This window comes from Cobetia crustatorum (assembly GCF_000591415.1).
GTDB lineage: Bacteria > Pseudomonadota > Gammaproteobacteria > Pseudomonadales > Halomonadaceae > Cobetia > Cobetia crustatorum.
Genome location: NZ_JEMF01000016.1, coordinates 1 through 17,095, shown reverse-complemented (window position 1 = coordinate 17,095; position 17,095 = coordinate 1). Strand labels below are relative to the sequence as shown.

16 protein-coding genes are annotated in these 17,095 nt (G+C 62.3%); all 16 read left to right on the top strand.

Features of this window, described 5'->3' with window-relative positions; translation table 11 throughout:
- Positions 1-51: 51 nt before the first annotated feature.
- Complete coding sequence (locus BF12_RS0103460; RefSeq protein WP_248623613.1) at positions 52-2,019, top strand: ApeI family dehydratase; 1,968 nt, start codon at positions 52-54, stop codon at positions 2,017-2,019.
- A complete protein-coding gene (locus BF12_RS0103455) occupies positions 2,016-2,834 on the top strand; it encodes a glycosyltransferase family 2 protein (RefSeq protein WP_024951056.1) in 819 nt (272 codons plus the stop codon). Before BF12_RS0103460 ends, BF12_RS0103455 begins: the two co-directional genes overlap by 4 nt.
- Entirely contained in the window at positions 2,831-3,895 is a 1,065-nt protein-coding gene (locus tag BF12_RS0103450) for a lysophospholipid acyltransferase family protein (protein ID WP_024951055.1), read from the top strand. Before BF12_RS0103455 ends, BF12_RS0103450 begins: the two co-directional genes overlap by 4 nt.
- A gap of 36 nt (positions 3,896-3,931) precedes the next feature.
- The gene (locus tag BF12_RS0103445) at positions 3,932-5,539 is read left to right on the top strand and encodes an HAL/PAL/TAL family ammonia-lyase (RefSeq protein ID WP_024951054.1); all 1,608 of its coding nucleotides are present in this window, start codon (positions 3,932-3,934) and stop codon (positions 5,537-5,539) included.
- Entirely contained in the window at positions 5,536-6,087 is a 552-nt protein-coding gene (locus tag BF12_RS18515; protein ID WP_345917352.1) for an acyl-CoA thioesterase, read from the top strand. The genes BF12_RS0103445 and BF12_RS18515 overlap by 4 nt, the downstream gene beginning before the upstream one ends.
- Before the next feature lie 183 nt (positions 6,088-6,270).
- Entirely contained in the window at positions 6,271-6,675 is a 405-nt protein-coding gene (locus BF12_RS0103435; RefSeq protein WP_024951052.1) for a LolA family protein, read from the top strand.
- Entirely contained in the window at positions 6,672-9,050 is a 2,379-nt protein-coding gene (locus BF12_RS0103430) for an MMPL family transporter (protein ID WP_024951051.1), read from the top strand. The genes BF12_RS0103435 and BF12_RS0103430 overlap by 4 nt, the downstream gene beginning before the upstream one ends.
- Positions 9,051-9,097: 47 nt before the next feature.
- Positions 9,098-10,447, top strand: coding sequence for an NAD(P)/FAD-dependent oxidoreductase (locus tag BF12_RS0103425; protein WP_024951050.1), 1,350 nt, complete (start codon positions 9,098-9,100; stop codon positions 10,445-10,447).
- Positions 10,444-11,265, top strand: coding sequence for a DUF3261 domain-containing protein (locus tag BF12_RS21025; RefSeq protein ID WP_024951049.1), 822 nt, complete (start codon positions 10,444-10,446; stop codon positions 11,263-11,265). Before BF12_RS0103425 ends, BF12_RS21025 begins: the two co-directional genes overlap by 4 nt.
- Positions 11,258-12,640 (top strand): beta-ketoacyl-ACP synthase, encoded by a 1,383-nt coding sequence (locus tag BF12_RS0103415; RefSeq protein ID WP_024951048.1) that lies wholly within the window; start codon positions 11,258-11,260, stop codon positions 12,638-12,640. The genes BF12_RS21025 and BF12_RS0103415 overlap by 8 nt, the downstream gene beginning before the upstream one ends.
- On the top strand, positions 12,634-13,209 hold the full coding sequence (locus BF12_RS0103410) for an ApeP family dehydratase (protein ID WP_211242388.1): 576 nt from the start codon (positions 12,634-12,636) through the stop codon (positions 13,207-13,209). Before BF12_RS0103415 ends, BF12_RS0103410 begins: the two co-directional genes overlap by 7 nt.
- A complete protein-coding gene (gene fabG / locus BF12_RS0103405; protein ID WP_024951046.1) occupies positions 13,209-14,000 on the top strand; it encodes a 3-oxoacyl-ACP reductase FabG in 792 nt (263 codons plus the stop codon). Before BF12_RS0103410 ends, fabG begins: the two co-directional genes overlap by 1 nt.
- Complete coding sequence (locus tag BF12_RS0103400) at positions 14,000-15,256, top strand: beta-ketoacyl-ACP synthase (RefSeq protein ID WP_024951045.1); 1,257 nt, start codon at positions 14,000-14,002, stop codon at positions 15,254-15,256. Before fabG ends, BF12_RS0103400 begins: the two co-directional genes overlap by 1 nt.
- Before the next feature lie 184 nt (positions 15,257-15,440).
- Positions 15,441-15,962 carry a heavy metal-binding domain-containing protein gene (locus BF12_RS0103395; protein ID WP_024951044.1) on the top strand — a complete coding sequence of 174 codons (522 nt, stop codon included), beginning with the start codon at positions 15,441-15,443 and terminating at the stop codon, positions 15,960-15,962.
- A gap of 33 nt (positions 15,963-15,995) precedes the next feature.
- Positions 15,996-16,820 carry a 4'-phosphopantetheinyl transferase family protein gene (locus tag BF12_RS21020; protein WP_156941124.1) on the top strand — a complete coding sequence of 275 codons (825 nt, stop codon included), beginning with the start codon at positions 15,996-15,998 and terminating at the stop codon, positions 16,818-16,820.
- 76 nt (positions 16,821-16,896) lie between these two features.
- Positions 16,897-17,095: hypothetical protein (locus tag BF12_RS22295; RefSeq protein WP_211242387.1), on the top strand; the 199-nt coding region annotated here is incomplete at its 3' end.

The following is a 17,095-nucleotide window of genomic DNA, read 5'->3' as shown; positions in this document are numbered from 1 at the left end:
CGAATGGCTGGTTCGCCGCCGCCTGCGGAGCTCGCATCCCTGATGTCTTTCTTGCCTCACACGTCTGACGCTTGCCACCACACGCACCCGCTTAGTCAACTGAGCTGGCGCCGCCACGCACGCCAGGCGCCGGATGCCACGGCGTGTTGGCTGGCCACTCCCGGTCAGCCGCTGACCGCGCTGAGCCGTGCCGACCTGATGGCGCGCGTCGATGCTTGGCAGCAATGGCTTGACCGTCAGCCCGCGAGCCAGCCCGGCGCACGCTGGGTCCTGTTTCAGAGCACCACGTTAGGAGCCTGCGTTCAGCTGTTGGCCGTGTGGGAGCGCGGCATGCTCGCCGTACTACCCGGTGATGACCGCCCCGAGACACTGGCTCGGCTACGCGAGATCAGTGCGGGCCAGCTACCCACGACTACCGTGGATGGCTGGCCGCAGCAGGCTGATCAGTCCGGCAACCCGCCAAGCAAATCGCACATAGTCCCAACAGCTCATGTACCGCTCGCCCCCGATCAACTGGCACTGGAACTGTGCACCTCCGGCTCGACGGGTGAACCGCTGCGTATCGCCAAGCGCTTCGACCAACTCGACGCCGAGCTGGCCATCCATCAGCAGTTGTGGCCATTGGCGGATACCGCCAATGGCCAGGTCAGTCTCAGTCAGGTCAGCCATCAGCATATCTACGGCCTGCTGACAGCACTGTTGCGTCCGCTATGTACAGGCGTGCCGTTTCTCAGTGAAGCCTGCCACTATCCAGAGCAGCTCAGTGCGGCCATCAGCCAGCTCGCAAGCCAAGGCTATCGTTGTCAGGTGATCAGTTCACCGGCGCAGCTGGCACGCCTACCGCAGATAACCACCGCTGAGGCTGGCCAGGTATTACGTGTATTCTCGTCAGGTGCACCGCTGCCAGAAGCCGCCGCCCGCCATGCTGAAATCAGTCTTCACGCGCCGATCATCGAGATTTACGGCAGCACCGAGACCGGTGGCATCGCCCAGCGTCGTCAACGTGACGGTGCAGAGTGGAGCCCCCTGCCGTGCGTGGAGCTGCGTTTTTCTGACGAGGGCCAAGAAAATATTTCCAGCCAAGAGGCACCGACGCCAGCCAGCAGCCTCTGGTTACGCTCACCGTTCCTCGATATGCCCACCGAATGGTGGCCACAGGCCGACAGAGCGGAAGTCTGCGAACAGAAGTACCAAGACGGCCAGCAGCGCTTTCGTCTACTCGGGCGCAGTGATCGACTGGTCAAGCTGGCCGGCAAACGTATCTCACTGAGCGCGGTGGAACGCTGCCTGAACGAGCAGTCGGATGTACTGGAAATACGCTGCCTGCCGATGCCCACCCGCGAGCATCGTCTCGGCGCCGTGATCGTCATGGCACCGGACGCACTCCCGCACGATCACAACACCCGCCGCGCACTCATTGCGCATTTGCGACGTGCGCTGATGCCAGCCTTCGAGCGCATCGCGCTACCGCGCTACTGGCGCTTCGTCACTCGCTTGCCACTCAATGCTCAAGGCAAGTTCACCAGTGAGGCAATCGCACGCCTGTTTGCTGATCTCGACGATCACCGCCTGCCACGCTGGCTAGGCGAGCGCTCGAGTGGGCCAGAGCAACTGACGCTGGAGGCCGAGGTACCTGACAGCCTGATCTACCTCGAAGGCCATTTTGCACAACAGCCGCTGGTGCCCGGTGTGGTGATGCTCAAGTGGGCACGCGATCTCGGCAAACGTCTGCATCTCGATGGCCAGCAAGTCGACGAAGCGCGCTTCATTCGACTGGAACGCATCAAGTTCTCCAGCCTGTTGCTACCGGGCATGCGCTTCACGCTCGACGCCACATTGACTCATGATAGCCACGGGCTGCGCATCGACTTCCGCCTCGCCTCCAGCGCCGGTCTGCATGCCAGCGGTCGCTTGCGCTATAGCGTCAGTGGTGCATCGCCGCTATCTGAATCATCATTCAGGCAGTCACCGACATCTCTATCCTCCCAGCCGCCTGCACACTCACAGGAGGCGTCATGAGCCAGTCTCACGCGCCCTTGCCAGCCGAAGATGAATGCCTACGCCCCTGCGTGATCATTCCGGTCTACAACCATCCCGCTACCATCGCGAGAGTCTGTGCCGGTCTTGCACCGCTCGGGATGCCCATTGTGCTGATCGACGATGGCTGCAATGCGCCGTGTGCCGAGGTGCTGGATCAACTGGCTGCCGCAGGCCATCACCTGGTGCGTCGCAAGCACAATGGCGGCAAGGGCGCGGCGGTGCGTAGCGGCCTTGCCGCTGCCGAGCAGCTCGGCTTTACGCATGCCCTGCAGATAGATGCTGATGGCCAGCACGATGTCAGTGACCTGCCCGCCTTTCTGAAGGGTATGCAGGAAAATCCCGACTGCCTGCAGATCGGCTATCCCGAATACGATGCCAGCGTGCCGCGCATCCGCTTCTACGGCCGCTATGCCTCGCACGTCTGGGTGTGGATAAACACGCTGTCATTGGCGATCCGCGACACCATGTGCGGCGTGCGCCTTTATCCGATCGCCGCCACCAATCGCCTGCTGCTGAGGCATGACTGCGGTGACCGCATGTCCTTTGATACCGAGATACTGGTGCGCTGGTATTGGGCCGGTGGCGAGGTCGCCAACCTGCCCGTGCGGGTCAGCTATCCCACCGATGGCATCAGTCACTTCCGGCCCGGGCACGACAACCTGTTGATCAGCGCCATGCATACCCGGTTGTTCTTCGGCATGCTACTGCGCTCACCCAAGCTTGCGTGGCGTACGTTCAGCAAACGTGGTGCATCAAACGACAGTCCCACTACTCCTTCAGAGAGGCACGAATGACGCATTGGTCACGCTTATCGGAGACCGGCTCGTTGAGCGGCATGCGTCTGATGGTGGTCATTCGCCGCCGACTGGGCGCCTGGCCGTTCCGCATCGCGCTATTTCCCGTCCTGGTGTGGTACTTCCTGTTACGCGGCAGTGCACGGCGTGCTTCCTTCGATTACTTGACGCGTCTCGAGCCCACACTCAGCGGCCTGCGTCTCTGGGCGCGTAGCTTCGCCCACTTCATGCAGTTCGGTGAGGCCGTGATGGACAAGGTGTCCGCCTGGAGTGGTGAGATTCCTCTCACCTCACTCGCCGGCACCGGCCCGGAAGACCTGCGCCAGGCAGCACTGCGTCGCGAAGGCGGTGTCATTCTTGTCGCCCACCACGGCAACCTCGATGTCATCAATGCGATCGGTGAGCGCAATGACATCGACCTGTGCGCACTGGTCCATACGCGCCATGCCGAGAAATTCAATCAATTGCTGGAGCAGGCCACCGGCCGCAAGCCGCCGCAGGTAATAGAAGTCAGTGATATCACGCCCGCCACGGCGATGGCCTTGGGTGATCGCGTCAATCGCGGTGGCTTCGTGGTGATTGCCGCCGACCGCGTGTCGATTCCACCCACCACCGACACAGCGCCTGCTGATAAAAGCGCGGCTGACAAGGACGAGAGCGGTGAGGCCGCGGTTAACACAGCGGCCTCACCGCTCAAGCCACGCGTGCATCACTGTGACTTCCTGGGTGAGTCCGCCCCCTTTCCGGAAGGCCCTTTCATGCTGGCGGCGCTATTGCGCTGTAACGTCTATACCTTGGGCTGCGTGCGTGAACATGGCGGCGCTCACCCGCGTTTTCGGGTCGACTTTGCGCCCTTTGATGACAGCCGTGAGATCAAGCGCAGCGCACGCCAGGACTGGATTCGCCAGGCCATTCAGCGCCACGCCGAACATCTCGAAGCACGCGTGAAACGCCATCCACTGCAATGGTTCAACTTTTTCGATTTCTGGCATCAGGCGCCCAGCAATGAGCCCGCACCTGACAGCACTGACAGCACGCCAAGTACTGACAACAACGCCTGATCTCCGCCACTTTTTCTTTTCGTCTGGAACTCCGTCATGCCACAGCCTGTTACCGCCAGCTCATCGGCCCTGATTCTCGATGGTCGGGAGATCAGCCTCGAACAACTGATTGACGTCGCTGAAGGTCGCCTTGAGGTGTGCCTCAGTGATGACCCCACCTTCCGCGCACGTATCGAGGCCGGCCCGGCACTGCTGGAGCGGCTGCTGGAAGAAGAAGGCGTGGTCTACGGCGTGACGACCGGTTACGGCGATTCCGTGACGCGTGCCGTACAGGGTGCTGACGATCTCGAAGCGCTGCCGCGGCACCTGTATACCTTCCACGGCTGCGGCATGGGCGCGAATCTGGACGTGGTCAGCAGTCGCGCGGTCGTCATGGTGCGCCTCGTCTCGCTATGTCGTGGCGTCTCCGGCGTCAGCGTCGCCCTGCTGGAGCGCCTCACCTGGCTGCTGAATCACGACATACTGCCGCGTATTCCTGAAGAAGGCTCCGTCGGCGCCAGCGGTGATCTCACGCCGCTGTCTTACGTGGCCGCCGTGCTGTGTGGTGAACGCGAGGTGTGGATACGCCCAGCCGCCGATCAACCCCATGCGCTGCGACCGACTGCCGAGGTGTTCGCTGAACATGGGCTGACGCCCTACGTGCTGCGTCCCAAGGAGGGGCTGGCACTGATGAATGGCACCGCAGTGATGACAGCACTGGCCGCCCTCGCCTTCAGCCGTACCACCTACTTGAGTCGTCTGAGCAGCCGTATCACCGCACTGGTGGTGCAGGCATTGGAGGGTAATCCCTACCACTTCGACGCTGACCTGTTTGCCGCCAAGCCACATCCCGGTCAGGCGCGCGTGGCGCAGTGGTTGCGTGATGATCTCGCGCATCCGGCAGCGCCAGAAGTTGATGCCACACCGATCAACTCACCACGTCTGCAGGACCGCTACTCGACGCGCTGCGCGCCGCACGTCATCGGCGTGGTCGAAGACAGTCTCGACTGGTGGCGCAGCTTCCTCGAAACCGAACTCAACAGCGCCAACGACAATCCGCTGATTGACGTCGATGCTGGCAAGATCCTGCACGGCGGCCACTTCTACGGCGGCCATGTCGCCATGGTGATGGACAGTCTCAAGATAGCGGTCGCCAATCTGGCCGACCTGCTCGATCGCCAGCTGGCGCTATTGGTCGACAGTCGCTACAACCGCGGCCTGCCCAGCAATCTGAGTGGTGCCACACCGGAACGCGCAGCGCTCAACCATGGCTACAAGGCGGTGCAGATCGGTGCCTCGGCCTGGACGGCAGAAGCCCTCAAGCAGACCATGCCTGCCAGCGTCTTCTCACGCTCCACCGAGTGCCATAATCAGGACAAGGTCAGCATGGGCACCATCGCCGCGCGTGATGCGCTGCGGGTACTGACGCTGGTCGAGCAGGTCGCCGCGGCCACTCTGCATGCCGCGATTCAAGGCACCGAGCAACGTGCTGCACTGGCCGGAGACAGCGGCACGCCGCCGGTACTGGCGGCCTTCGTCAGCGAGCTGCGCCACGACATCGCACGCCTTGAAGAAGACCGCGGCCTGGAGGCCGATCTGCGCCTGCTGTGCGCGCGCATTCGTGAGCGCCACTGGGCACTAAGCACAGACGAGGCCAACGCATGAGCGAGCAGACAGCCATGAACCAGCCCACGGAAACGCCGATGCCGACCGCCACGGTTGAGATGGAAGTGCCCTTCCACGACGTCGACATGATGGAAGTCGCCTGGCACGGCCATTACGTGCGCTATCTCGAGATCGCGCGCTGCAAGCTGCTCGACATGCTCGACTACAACTACTCGCAGATGCGCGAGTCTGGCTTCGCATGGCCGGTGATTGATCTGCGCCTGCGCTATGCAGGCCCGGCACGCTTCGGTCAGCGCATCGCGATCACTGCGCGCCTGCGTGAGTGGGAGAACCGCCTCAAGCTCGACTATGTGATTCGCGATGCCGAGAGCGGCAAGCGACTGACACGAGGTTACAGCGTGCAGGTCGCGGTGGGCCTTGAGGATGGCGAGATGCTGCTGGCTTCGCCGCGCGTGCTGGCCGACCGACTAATGAACTGGCAAGCGATTCAGCTATCTGAACAGCAATCGACAGAGATGTCTGAAGCACTGCCCAAAGTCGCGCCGGAGAAGGATGCCAACGGCCATACAGGAGTCTCTCACTCATGATGCTACGCCTGCTTCGCCTACCCGCCCTTGCGGCGGCTACCTGTCTCGTGATGCTCAGCGCATCGCTGCCATCTGCTTACGCTGCCGAATTTGACGCGCGCGCACTGACCGAACAACTGGCGCGCACCGCACCAACCTGTGGTGACTTCAAGCAGGTGCGCTGGCTGGAAGATGTCGGGGTCGATGTCAAAAGCCAAGGGCACTTTGCCCTACTGGGAGATCCCGTCTCGCCCGAAGCTGGTGTGGGAAACCACGTCCCCCATCGAAAACCGTCTCGAGATGCGCCCCGAATCAGGCCAGGGCCCGAACGGAGAAAAGCTGCCCGCGGACCAGCAAGCCATGGCAGAACTGTTGATCAATTTCTTCCACGGCGACTGGCAGGCACTTGAGGAGCACTTTGATCTCACGCTCACGGGCACGCCGGAGGATTGGCAGGCCACGCTCACGCCCAACAATGCCCAGCTGGCCGAGGCCATCGAGCACCTCGAGATTGACGGCAGCAGCTGGCTTGAACACCTGACACTGAACAGTACCGATGGTGATCGCCTCAACCTGACGCTGACGCCGCGCAGCCAGTGCGCTGAATGACGCCTTCGCCTCCCGAATCAGGCGCTGTCGCAGCTCCCAAGGGCCTTGATCGTCGCGGCTGGCGCTGGGGATGGGCCTGCGTACTGCTGCTGTGTGCCGTGCTGCTCGCCCTCAAGCTGGTGCCACAGAGCCCGTGGCGAGGTGCGATTGATACCCGTATTACCGCCATGCTGCCCCAGCAGGAGCGCAGTCCACTGGCCGCGCGCGCCGAATCCCTTGATGACACCGCCACTCGGCTGGTCATCCTGCTGGGGGCTGCTGACACTCGCCAGGCGTCAGTGGCCAGGCGCGACGCGGCGGCGAAAGCATTGCGCGACGCGCTGGCACCACTCACGACACTGGATGACGCCCGTAGCCTCGAAAGCCTGCGTCTGCCGACCGAAGTACAACCGGCGCTGATCGCACCTGAACTGCGCTCGCTAAATGATGAACAGTGGCAGTCGCGTGCGCTCAAGCAACTCTTCCAACCCGGCGGACAGCGTGATCTGGTGCGTGATCCGTTCGGGCTGGGCAGCGCCTGGCAGGCAATGCTGACGCCCGACAATCTGCGTCTGAGTGGCGGCCAGCTATTGCTGCGCGACCCTGATGCACAGGAAGGCACGCCAGCCAGTACCGGCTATCGCCTGATCAGCGCCACGCTGACCGGCAGCGCCTATGCCATGGAAGACCAGCAGCAACTGCAACAGGCGCTAAGCACCGTGATAGCGGCCTATCCCGAGGTACGCCTGCTGCGGTCAGGACTGGTGTTCCACGCCAGTGCCGGTGCACGTCAAGCCAAACACGAGATGTCGACCATTGGGCTAGGCTCGCTGATCGGCATCCTGCTACTGCTGTGGGCAGTGTTCCGCACGCCGCGTCGCCTGCCACTATTGTTGTTGCCGGTCGCGACCGGCGTCCTGTTTGCCCTGCCGCTGACATGGTGGACCTTCGGCAGCCTGCATGTACTGACACTGGCGTTCGGGGCCAGTCTGATCGGCATCTCCATCGACTATGTGCTGCACCTGGAATGCATGCGCCGTCTGGCGCCCGCGGGAGGTCTCGCACGACTGTGGCCGGGCCTGACATTGGGACTGCTGTCGAGTCTGGCTGCTTATCTGGCGATCACGCTGACGCCCATGCCCGGCCTGCGCCAGATGGGCATGTTTGCCGCGCTGGGATTGATCGGCGCCTGGCTGAGCGTGCGCCTGTGGTTGCCGCATCTTGCATTATCGGCACAGGCGACTCGCGAAGATTCGCCTGCCGCACGCTGTGCCGCATGGCTGGCGCGCTGCATCCCCGGCAAGCGCAGCTGGGCACTGCTGACGCTGGTGTTGGCCGCTGCACTGATCAGTCTTTATGGGCTGCGCAGTGACGACCGCCTCACCCAACTCAATCCGTCACCGCAAACGCTGATCGACCAGCAACGTGAGGTGCAGCGTCTGCTCGCCGAACCGGATGGCCTGCGCTATCTGATCGTGCGTGCTGACGATGGCCCCGCCCTGCTGGAGCGCCTGCATCAGCTGGAGCCAACCTTGACGCGACTTGCCGATGAAGGAGAACTTGGCCACTGGGCGAGCCTTGCTCAGCAGCTGCCGACGCTCGCCCAGCAAGAAGCCAATCTGAGTGCCCAGCGTGAGCGCACGACAACACTGTTGCCGGAAGTGCTCAGCAAAGCAGGCTTGCCGGTGGCACTGGTTGAGCGCGCAGAAAAAGCGCTGGAGAATGCACACCCGCTGCTGCCTGCTGACTGGGTCGCGCTGCCGGCAGGCGAGATGGGCCAGCGGTTGTGGTTAAAGGAGCAGGATTCAGCCGTCGGCATCGTGCGCTTCGGCGCCGTCAATTCGGCCGCTGGTGACGCACTGGAGACACTTGCCGCTGGCGACCCAACCCTCGAATACGTCGATCAGGTCGCACGTCTCTCCCACACGCTGGGGCGAATTCGCAGCGAGATGGCGTGGTTGGTCGGCAGCGCCATCGTGCTGATCAGCTTGCTGTTGGCGCTGCGCTATCGCCGCGCCAGCTGGCGAGCACTGTTGCCACCACTGGGCGGACTGGTACTGACACTCTCGGTGCTGACGCTCGCTGGAACCGGCCTCAATCTGTTCCATCTGCTCGGGCTGCTATTGGTACTGGGGATTGGTCTTGATGCGGGCATTTTCTGTGCCGAGCACCCTGCGACGCCCCGACACAGCCCACGAACAGACGAAGCTGCTACACAAGACAGTCGCCGCGCCTCACAGGCCAGCCTGCTGGCGATCTCACTATCGTGCGCTTCCAGCCTGCTAGCGTTTGGACTATTGAGCTTCAGCCAGACACCGGCGTTAGCCGCATTGGGGCTGGCCTGCCTATTGGGCTTGACCGCCACCTGGTGTCTGGTGCCCTTCGCTCGCTCATGACAGCAACACGATAGCTCGCACACCATATAACAACAGGGGACGACGCCATGGATAAGGCACGCGACTCACACACCGATTTGAGCAGGCATCAAGCAAAAGAGGTCATCATCATCGGCGCAGGCCCGGCAGGCGCGGCAGCGGCAGCGTGGCTAGCACGGGCGGGCCATGCCGTACGCGTGCTGGAGCGCAGCCACTTCCCGCGTTTCTCGATTGGCGAGAGCCTGCTGCCACGCTGCATGCAACATCTAAAAGCCTGTGGACTGATGCCTTACGCCGAAGCAGGGGACTACCAGCCCAAGACTGGCGCGGCCTTCACGCGGCGTGGCGAACATCGTCACATCGACTTTCGCGACAAGTTCAGTGACGGGCCGGGCACCACCTGGCAAATCGAGCGTGCTGACTTTGACCAGCGCCTGATCGAGGGCGCACGCGAATACGGTGCCAAGGTCGAATTCGGTGTGACCGTCAACGGCTTTCGCGCCGCCGAGGGCAACGAGGGCCCACGCCTCACGCTTGAAGATGGCCGTGAGCTGGAAGCCGCCTTCGTGCTCGATGCCAGTGGCTATGGCCGCGTGCTGGCGCGTCTCGAATCCCTCGAACGCGACCCACGTCTGGAGCCACGCGTCGCGCTGTTCGGGCATGTCCATGACGGCATCGCAGGCCTCACGCCGCCTGCCGAAGGCTATCACCGCGACAATATCCTGATCGCCTCGCATCCCGTACATCCTGATGTCTGGTATTGGCTGATTCCGTTCACCCATGGCCGCGCCTCGCTGGGCGTGGTCGGTCCGCGTGAGCTGATCGAGGCAACCGGCGATGATTCAGAAAATTCCCTGAACAAACAGCAGCGTCTCTGGCAGTGGGTCAATGAAGAACCGCGTCTGAACGAGCTGCTGCGTGATGCCACGCCAGCCAATGCCGTGCAATCGCTCGGCGGCTACAGCGCTGATGTCAGTCGTCTGCATGGGCCAGGCTATGCACTACTCGGCAACGCGGGGGAGTTTCTCGACCCGGTATTCTCCTCCGGCGTCACCATCGCGCTGGAATCAGCGCTGCGTGCGATGCCGCTGGTCGAGCGCGAACTGGCCTGCACCGATGAAAGCCAGCGCCCGGATTGGGCCAGCGAGTTCGAGCAACCGCTGCGCCGTGGCATCAACGTATTCCGTGAATTCGTCACGGCCTGGTATGACGGTCGTCTGCCCGACATCATCTACCACCCTGACCCGCATCTGCGTATTCGCCAGATGATCAGCGCCGTACTCGCCGGTTACGCCTGGGATGAAAAGAATCCCTTCGTCAGTGCCAGCCGTCGTCGCCTCACAGCCCTGGCAACGCTCTCTGCCAGTGCGCATGACACACGGCAGCCAGCAGCCAGAAAAGGTAAAATACCGTCATGAACTCCCTGCCTGTTTCCGCTGATACTGTCTCGACGCGCCCCTCTGATGCTGCGTGTAACTTGCGCACGCGCTGCCGACCGCTGCTCGCCGCTGGTCTGGGGCTTGCTGCCAGCCTATTGCTGAGCGGATGTAGCCTGTTCGCCCCACAACCACTGAGCGCGCAAAGCCCGATGCCGGCACTCTCCAGCTTGCAAGACACGACGACACAACGTCTGAGCCTGCGGATGGAGCGTATGGATGAGAACGGCAAGGCCGTGATGGACGATGCCTCCCCCCGCCTGCCGCCATTGCTCGGAGTGCTGCGCCAATCGCCGGAGGCCATGCGACTGGTGTTGCTCAGCGTGCAGGGCCAGCGCCTGCTGACGCTGGTACATGACAACGACGGCAGCCGCTTCGAGAATGCGCGCCCCGACGTGCTGGAAAAGCTGCCCTTCACCGCTGACTGGCTAGCGCGCCGCATCAGCTGGGTGCATTGGCCGCAAGCTGCCATCGACAAGGCCTTCATGGGCACTGACTGGCAGCTGGTCCAGGCCGGCGACTGGCAGCACCCGAATCAGCCCGCGCAGCGCATCATCCGTCAGGGAAATGACGTCATCGCCGAGCTGGACCGCGACGCACAGGGCCGTGTCTCATTGAGCGATCCCGCATCGGGGCGAGTACTTGTGCTGACACCACTGCCCTCTGTTTCTTTCAACACTGATTCTCTCGACACTGATTCTCTCGACACTGATTCTCTCAATACTGATTCTCTCAATACCGTTTCTCTCAACACCGTTTCTCCTGAACTGGCCTCACTGGAACCGTCTACGCATGACTGATATCGCTTCATCCTCGGCTGCTGGCTCGACGGCGACCTCACCGGCTGGCTTGGGCGCTAATACCGCAAGCCCCCGCTCCGCCTGCCGTCTGTCACGCCCCGGTATCGTCTGCCCGCTAGGCGCCGATCACGGGCTGATTTCCAGCGCCCTGTTCAGCGCTAGCCGTGGGTTGCGTATCAGTGATGACTTCAGCCCCGGCACACCACTGCCGCTGGGCCGCGTCACCACGCCGCTGGTGGATGACAGTGAGTGGCCGGCACCCATGCGCTCGCGCAACAATCGCCTGTTGGCAACCGCATTGGAGCAGCTGACACCAGAGCTTGATGCCCTGCGTCAGCAAGGCATCAAGCCGGAGCGCATCGGCGTGGTGCTCGGCACCAGTACCTCCGGCATCGGCGAAACGGAAGCCGCGATGGAGGCACACCGCGCCAGCGTGGCGCAGGGGACAGACAGCGCTGATAGTTGGCCGACGAGCTTTGAATATCGTCGTCAGGAGCTGGGCGCGCCCGCCGAGTGCGTCGCTTGGCTGAGTGGTGCGCGCGGGCCGGTCTACACCCTCTCCACTGCCTGTACGTCCAGCGCCAAGGCACTCGCCAGTGCACGCCGTTTATTGGCCTCTGGTCAGTGTGATGCGGTGATTGCTGGCGGTGCCGACAGTCTGTGCCACATGACGGTGAAGGGTTTCATGAGCTTGGAAGCCGTCAGTCGTAACGAATGCCTACCACTGGGCGCGGCGCGCGATGGCATCAATCTCGGTGAGGCCGCAGTGCTGTTCGTGGTCACGCGGGAAACCGGCGGCGTGCAATTGACCGGCGTCGGCGAATCCAGCGATGCCCATCACATATCGGCACCCTGCCCCGAGGGTAGCGGTGCCGAGGCCGCGATGCGTGCCGCGCTCACCAATGCCGGGCGTTCGCCCAGCGAGATCGACTACATCAATCTGCACGGCACGGCCACGCCGCTCAACGATGTGATGGAGAGCCTGGCCATCAGCCGCCTGTTTTCCCAAGACGCCGAAGGCGCAGAAAGCACAGATGACGCTCACACGCTGATGCCCGCCGTCAGCTCGACCAAGGCACTGACCGGCCACACGCTGGGAGCCTGTGGTGCGCTGGAAGCCGCCTTCTGCTGGCTGACGCTGCAACACGGCCGACTGCCGCCCCATGCCACGCCGCGTCAGGCGCTCGACCCTGCGCTGGCCGCGCTGAACATCGTCTATCGTGATCGCCCTGAGACCCCGCCACTGCGCGTGATGAGCAATGCCTTCGCCTTCGGTGGCAACAATATCTCGCTGGTGCTGGAACGCCATCCAGTCTCGACAGAACGGTTTACGGAGCCATCTGCCAAGCTGACCAAGGAGCCTTCTACATGCTGACATCGCCCTCGGATAGCTGGCCGACCCTGCCCTGTGACATTGGCCCCTATGTTCCGCATGAGATGGGCATGTGCCTGCTGGACCGCATACTGGCCTGCGATGATACCTCGCTGAGTGCCGATATCTGCCCCACTGCGGATGATCTGTTCGCCGAACCTGACGCCGACGGCCAGTCCGTGATTCCCGGCTGGGTGGGACTTGAGTGGATGGCACAGGCCATCGCTGCGTGGTCTGGCATGCAGGCCGCGCGTAGCGGGCAGCCACCACGCGTCGGCTTTCTGCTCGGCAGCCGCCGTTTCAATAGTGAGGTCGCCGCTTTCGCCTGCGCGCATCGCTGGCAGATTCATGTTCAGCTCGACTATCGCGCCAATAACGGTCTGGGTGCCTTCACGGCACAGATCAGCGATGACAACGGTATCCGTGTCGCCAACGCCGGAGTCAATGTCTTCGAACCAAGCGACGCTGCCGACAGCTCTACTGACAGCTCAACCAACAACGATTCCAACGCTCCCCTTTCCTCACCCGGACAGCAGGATGCTGCCGGTGCCTCATTGCAAGGAAATCCCTGATGTCTGCCATGCCCTCTTCTGACGCCATCCCTGATAGCAGCCCTGACGCCAGCCCTGTCACCCACAGTCGCGAGTGGATTCTGGTCACCGGCTCCAGTCGGGGTATCGGCCGCGCCATCGCACTGCGTCTCGCCCGCGACGGTTACAACCTCGTGCTGCACTGTCGCTCACGCCGCGATGCCGCCGAAGAAGTTGCTCGCGAGATCACCACGCTGGGCGGCGAATCGCGCATCCTGTGCTTTGACGTCGCAGACCGCGCCGCGGCCAAGCTGGCGCTTGAAAGCGATATCGAGACACACGGCTGCTATTACGGCGTCATCTGCAACGCCGGCATTCATGCCGACAACGCCTTTCCCGCGTTGACTGATGAAGACTGGGACAGCGTGATTCGCACCAACCTCGATGGCTTCTACAACGTGGTCAAACCGCTGGCAATGCCGCTGGTGCGCCGCCGCAAGCCGGGCCGCATCATCGTGATGTCGTCCGTCTCCGGCATGATGGGCAACCGTGGCCAGGTCAACTATTCCGCCGCCAAGGCAGGGCTGATCGGGGCGGTCAAGGCACTGGCGGTAGAGCTGGCCAAGCGCCGTATCACCGTCAACGCGGTCGCGCCAGGCGTGATCAATACCGAGATGACCGACGGTGTCGAGATGGAAGAGGCGCTGAAGATGATTCCGATGCGCCGTGCCGGTGAGGCAGAAGAAGTCGCTGCCACCGTGGCCTTCCTGTGTTCGAAGGATGCCGGCTACATCACGCGTCAGACCATCGCCGTCAATGGAGGCATGTTCTGATGACAGCAACATCTTCCATACGCGGTCACCGCGTCGTCGTCACCGGCATGCATGGCTTCTCGCCGATCGGCAATGACTGGCCGACGCTGCGCGCCAACCTCAAGGCAGGCCATACCGGCATTCGCTATATCGAGGAGTGGGACAAGTACGACGGCCTGAACACGCGTCTCGGCGCGCCCGTCAGTGACTTCACGCTCCCCAAGCACTATAACCGCCGCGCACTACGCAGCATGGGCCGCGTTGCACAGCTGGCGACGCGTTCCAGTGAGTTGGCGCTTGAGGCAGCGGGGCTGGCAGACAGCTCGCTCAAGGAGAGCGGCCAGATGGGCATCGCCTATGGGGCCTCTGCCGGTGAGCCGGACGCGGTGGCGGACTTCGGCAACATGCTGATCAACCACTCCACCGATGGCCTCAACGCCAACTCCTACATCCGCATGATGGCGCACACTGCGCCGGTCAATATCGGCGTCTTCCTGGGTATCAAGGGACGGATTCACACCACCTCCAGCGCCTGCACTTCCGGCAGCCAGGGCATCGGCTATGCCTATGAGGCCATCCGCTTCGGTCGCCAGACCGCGATGGTGGCCGGTGGCTGTGAAGAACTCTCTGCCGCCGATGCCGCCGTGTTCGACACCCTGTTCGCGACCAGCACCTGCAATGACCATCCAGAGCGTTCACCGCGACCTTTCGATGCCGAACGTGATGGGCTGGTGATCGGCGAAGGCGCCGGCACGCTGATTCTGGAAGAGCTGGAGCACGCCCGTGCGCGCGGCGCGACCATCCACGCCGAGATTCTCGGCTTTGGCACCAACTCCGATGGCCGCCACGTCACCCAGCCTGACGCCAACATGATGGAAGCCGCCATGCGCATGGCGCTGGAAGATGCCGGTGTCTCGGCTTCTGATATCGGCTATGTCAGCGCCCACGGCACCGCCACCGAGCGCGGCGATATCGCCGAGAGTCACGCGACTCATGCCGTATTCGGTGATGGCACGCCCATCAGCGCCTTCAAGAGTTTTACCGGCCATACGCTGGGCGCCTGTGGCGCACTTGAAGCCTGGATCGCCATCGAGATGATGCGCGATGGCTGGTTCCACGGCACCGCCAATCTGGAGAACGTAGACCCGCGCTGCGCTGCGCTGGATTATCTGCGCGCCGATGGACGCGAAATCGAGACAGACACCGTGATGAGCAATAACTTCGCCTTCGGTGGCATCAACACCTCGCTGATTCTGCGCCGCTGGCAAGGCGACTGATCAGCGTTTGAGGGCGCAGGAAAGGTGTCGCGACTGGACGACTTTGCAGCGAGCAAGTTCTGGCGCAAGATACGCGCCCGCTGCATGGGCTAAGGTATGACAAGCACCACCATTGCTCCGCAGCCGTCCGCGATTCGTGCCTTTCCGCTCACACTGCCGTTCATAGATTCATGAGGAGATTCAGATGGTGTCATTCGTTCATCAGCAGTTCTCGTCCCTGTCGCGCATCGCGCGCGCAGTACGCTCGGCCCGTGTGCTGGCGCTGGGCGCCGCCATGCTGATCGGTTCGGCAGGCCTGCTGGCCTCTGCACCGGCGGCAGCGCGGGATACGCAACACTTCCTGCCGATCATGCCCGTGATGGCCAGCACCGCGGCCAGCCAGCGACTGGGGAATGATGTCGCTTTCTTCTTCGGTGAAAACAAGCCCTACGAACGCATCGAGAAACGTGGCTGGGCGCGGGCGAATCCCAAGACCAACTCGACCAACAAAAGCGATGCAGAAGCCTGCCGCTGGGTGTTCCTCTCTGCACTGCGTGAGCTGCAGGACAAGGCGCGTGAATATGGTGCCAATGCGGTGATCAACATTCGCAGCGATTACGACAATGTGCCCTACACCAGCGCCGAGAAGTACGAATGCCACGCGGGCAATATCGTCTCTGGCGTCGCGTTGCGCGGTGATCTGGTGATTCTGCATCCCAAGAACTAATCAACGCTGATGATGACGAGGGCGACCAGTGACGTGAGCGAGGCAAGTGAGGGCAACACGGCAAACGCGGCAGATGAACCAGCGACGCGCCCGACCGATTACCCCGCCTACCGCTGTGTGGTGCTGGGCCGTGGTGCATCTGAAGGCTCTGGCTCACTGAGCGCCGAGCCACTGATCTCGCATGATCCTCATGCCCTCGCCGCCTCGCTGGCGGCAAGCGGCGCGCCGTCTACATCGCTATCAGCATCAGGCCCAGCCTCTGCTTCAACCTCTCGGCCAGCCCACCTGTGGCTGGCCGAGGCGTGTGTGATGATCCCGCCTGCTGCCCCCAAGCGCTCGGCCACGCCATCATTGGGCGAGCGACAAGCGGCTGTGGATAACACGGTCATCACTGAGTCACATCCGCCAACTGACGCATCATCCTCGCATGTGCCCGTCAGCCGGCCATCGCCCGCCAAGGCCCGCCGTCGCCAGCAACGCGAAGCCGAATCCCATCTCGCCCGTGTGCTGCTGTGTGAACTCGCCGCGGCTCAGGGTATCCAGCTTCCACTAGACGACTGGTCGCCGCGTGGCCAGGCACCCCACCACCCTGCACTGCCTGCAGACTTCTACGTCTCCATCGCCCACCGCCACGGCCATGTGCTCGTCGGCCTCGCCACCGCCCCACTCGGACTGGACCTCGAATACCGCAACCCCCGCCACGCCCACGACCTCGACGCCCGCATCGCCATGCTGCCCCTGGACGCACGCGAACGCCTCGCCGAGGTAACACACCTCAGCGAGACAGAACGTCTGGACGGATTTTATCGGGAATGGGTGAGGTATGAGGTGATGATAAAGCATTTGCACATTTACTGATTTATTAATACTATATTTAAAAAGTTATAAAAACAAAAACCATTAACAATGACACTTCTTGACATATGGATAATTTATGGTAGAACGTGATAATTTACTTTCTCAGGTGGCTGAAAAAATAAGTGCTTATCGATCAGGAGAAATACCAGTTCCTGATAAACAACACGTAGATCGCTGGCTAAGTCAATTTACTCCTAAAAACCAGCTCCCGCTACTAAGAGAACTGAACCACTTATTAGGCTGTAGCTTTCTAGGTAAGTGCTTGGTCTTAAGTT

What these genes read in the sequence shown, in the direction of transcription:
- BF12_RS0103455 (WP_024951056.1), top strand. Translation starts at nt 2,016, where the DNA reads ATGAGCCAGTCTCACGCGCCCTTGCCAGCCGAAGATGAATGCCTACGC.
- BF12_RS0103450 (WP_024951055.1), top strand. Translation starts at nt 2,831, where the DNA reads ATGACGCATTGGTCACGCTTATCGGAGACCGGCTCGTTGAGCGGCATG.
- BF12_RS0103445 (WP_024951054.1), top strand. Translation starts at nt 3,932, where the DNA reads ATGCCACAGCCTGTTACCGCCAGCTCATCGGCCCTGATTCTCGATGGT.
- BF12_RS18515 (WP_345917352.1), top strand. Translation starts at nt 5,536, where the DNA reads ATGAGCGAGCAGACAGCCATGAACCAGCCCACGGAAACGCCGATGCCG.
- BF12_RS0103435 (WP_024951052.1), top strand. Translation starts at nt 6,271, where the DNA reads ATGTCAAAAGCCAAGGGCACTTTGCCCTACTGGGAGATCCCGTCTCGC.
- BF12_RS0103430 (WP_024951051.1), top strand. Translation starts at nt 6,672, where the DNA reads ATGACGCCTTCGCCTCCCGAATCAGGCGCTGTCGCAGCTCCCAAGGGC.
- BF12_RS0103425 (WP_024951050.1), top strand. Translation starts at nt 9,098, where the DNA reads ATGGATAAGGCACGCGACTCACACACCGATTTGAGCAGGCATCAAGCA.
- BF12_RS21025 (WP_024951049.1), top strand. Translation starts at nt 10,444, where the DNA reads ATGAACTCCCTGCCTGTTTCCGCTGATACTGTCTCGACGCGCCCCTCT.
- BF12_RS0103415 (WP_024951048.1), top strand. Translation starts at nt 11,258, where the DNA reads ATGACTGATATCGCTTCATCCTCGGCTGCTGGCTCGACGGCGACCTCA.
- BF12_RS0103410 (WP_211242388.1), top strand. Translation starts at nt 12,634, where the DNA reads ATGCTGACATCGCCCTCGGATAGCTGGCCGACCCTGCCCTGTGACATT.
- fabG (WP_024951046.1), top strand. Translation starts at nt 13,209, where the DNA reads ATGTCTGCCATGCCCTCTTCTGACGCCATCCCTGATAGCAGCCCTGAC.
- BF12_RS0103400 (WP_024951045.1), top strand. Translation starts at nt 14,000, where the DNA reads ATGACAGCAACATCTTCCATACGCGGTCACCGCGTCGTCGTCACCGGC.
- BF12_RS0103395 (WP_024951044.1), top strand. Translation starts at nt 15,441, where the DNA reads ATGGTGTCATTCGTTCATCAGCAGTTCTCGTCCCTGTCGCGCATCGCG.